Annotated in this window: 1 protein-coding gene and 1 pseudogene; both read right to left on the minus strand. The window is 62.3% G+C overall.

Going from position 1 to position 2,229, the window contains the following annotated elements; all coding sequences use genetic code 11:
• Positions 1-485: 485 nt before the first annotated feature.
• A pseudogene (locus E3O45_RS08765) lies at positions 486-806 on the minus strand (IS481 family transposase); the annotation flags it as partial.
• A gap of 217 nt (positions 807-1,023) precedes the next feature.
• Positions 1,024-2,112 (minus strand): putative transposase, encoded by a 1,089-nt coding sequence (locus E3O45_RS08770; protein ID WP_134443060.1) that lies wholly within the window; start codon positions 2,110-2,112, stop codon positions 1,024-1,026.
• Positions 2,113-2,229: the final 117 nt, after the last annotated feature.

Here is a 2,229-nt window from a genome sequence, read left to right on the forward strand (position 1 = left end):
TTGAACTCCTGGGTAAATTTTCTCCGCGATGCGGTCATGCTGATCTCTACTTTCAGTAACGCCCCATTTTAAGAGGGCCCACTGTCCGAGATATCCGCAGCAGCTCAGACCCGCGCACTGGGTCGCCGAGCTGCCCGACCGAGTCGCAGCGGACTCGATCGTGAACCGCCTCGCCAACAACGCCCGGATCATCAAGCTCGGCCAGATCGACATGAGCCAGCACCGCAACGACCAAGCCCGCGCCCACGAGGGCTACTGGGAATAACACCAGGGCGGCCCGGGCACCACGCCCGGGCCGCTACCACCTCGCCAGAACTTCGCTACCAAGTGAGTGGATGTAATCACTCACCGCTTTGTTTACATCCTCGATCACCACTTTGCTTACAACCTCGCTCGTGACTTCGTTTACACACGCACTCATCACATCGTTGACAGCAAAACTCACCACTTCGTTTACACCGTGCCTGCGGAGTTTTGAACGCTGTTCAGGGCAGGAGATCGCCCTGATAATGGTCGTTGTCGTACTCGATCCGCTTGAGTTCCCAGGATGGATGCGGGTTGCGGATCCGAGCACCCGAGACCTGCCACAACGGCATCAGTCGCTTGCTGGAGGCAACGCGCACCGGCAGCGGGAAAAAGAGACTCTCCGCCCCGTCGGTGGTGTCGAATAGCGTGAATCCGGTGGTGTTGGTCACCAGCTGGTAGGTGCCCACCAGATACGTTGGCACTTTGAAGATCCGCCCGCGGTAGTAAATCTGCGGGTTGGTCCGGCGGATCTCCACCACGTCGTCGAACTGTTCCTGCAGTCGCACGACCCGCTCGGGAACGGGCTCTGGAGGCTGCAGCGGGGCGATAACCNAGGGCTCCTGGACCCAGGGCAAGAATGAGCGCAGCCATCAAACCCTGATCCGGTTCCTCGACGCCCACGCCCCGAAGACCCTCAAAGATTGGCACCAGCGCCTCGGCTCCGGGGTTCCAGGGGTCCTGACATGGACGCGTTAGATCGATTTAATCTGGCGAAACTCAGAGCCGTTCTTTGATGGCGTATCGCAAGATGAAGTCGGTGCCCGGATAGCGCGTTTGGGTGTCGGTGAGGCTCGCGCAGAGCTCGCTGACGGCGGCGGTTTCGCGTTGGGTTGGCATCGGGTCCAGCGTGATGGTCAGGATGCCGGGGACGGTGGGATCGATGTCGCCGGGCTGTTTGAGGATTTGCCTCACCAGGTTGTGGGCTTCGCGGTCGGCGCGCTGGAATCCGGTGTTGGTGCGGATCTCCCGTGCGAGGGTGACGGCGGTGTTGAACGCGGCCATCCGGATGATGTGCGTGAAGCGTTTCATCTCCTGATCCAGGACCTGCTGCCCGGGCCGGCTCTCACCGAGCGGAACCCGTGCCGGTAGCTGCCGGTATGCGTCTTCCGCCGCGGCGGCCGTGGTTTCGGCGGCCAGTAGGGGTGCGTGGATGTCGTTGTGCATCTGGTTCGTGATCCTGATCCCGTCGGAACCTGGTGCCGGGGTGTTGATCGCGAGCATGGCGGCCGTCACCGTGCCGGCGACGGCGTCGCGGTAGTTGCGGGCGTTGTCCTGCACCAGTTTGGCTTTCGCCTTGGCTGGATTGGGCACCAGACGGGTCGCGTCGTCGTCACCACTGGCATAGGAATCGTGGGCGTCGAGAGCGAAGCGTTCCCGGCCGAACCTGAAGTAGTTCTCCTGCCGCCACCGGGCAGCCATCCGGAAAACGACCTCAGCGGTGCTTATGGTCTTCTGGGTGTCCAGGGTGGTGAGGATGTGGATCTGCCGCGTGCCCGTTCTCGTCGTGCGTGGGACGATCTGGGACACCTGCCGCATCGTCATGGTCTCGCCGGTCTTGGCGCTGAGAAGCACGTCGACCTCGGTGTCGGCGACCCGGTCCCAGGTGTGAGTGGTTCCGTGCTCGTCCACATAGTTTTCCGGGCTGAAGAGGGCGTCGTCAACGTCGCCGGTGGTGCCCTTGCGCCAGGTCAACACATCGAACCCCGCCTTGTGCAGGTGGGCGAAGAGGGTCGGGGACCAGCCGCCACGGTCAAACCCGACCAGCATGCGCCGGTCGTCGCCGATCATGGCGCGCAGCTGCGGCACCAGGGCTTTGGCCCTGCCCCCGTTGACTGGACACCTCACAAGAGAGAATGTTCACATGGGAAACACACGTCGGGAGTTCACTCCTGAGTACAAAGACGAAGCCGTGAAGCTGGTGAT

Origin of the sequence: Cryobacterium sp. TMS1-20-1, from assembly GCF_004402355.1 — a bacterium.
GTDB lineage: Bacteria > Actinomycetota > Actinomycetes > Actinomycetales > Microbacteriaceae > Cryobacterium > Cryobacterium levicorallinum.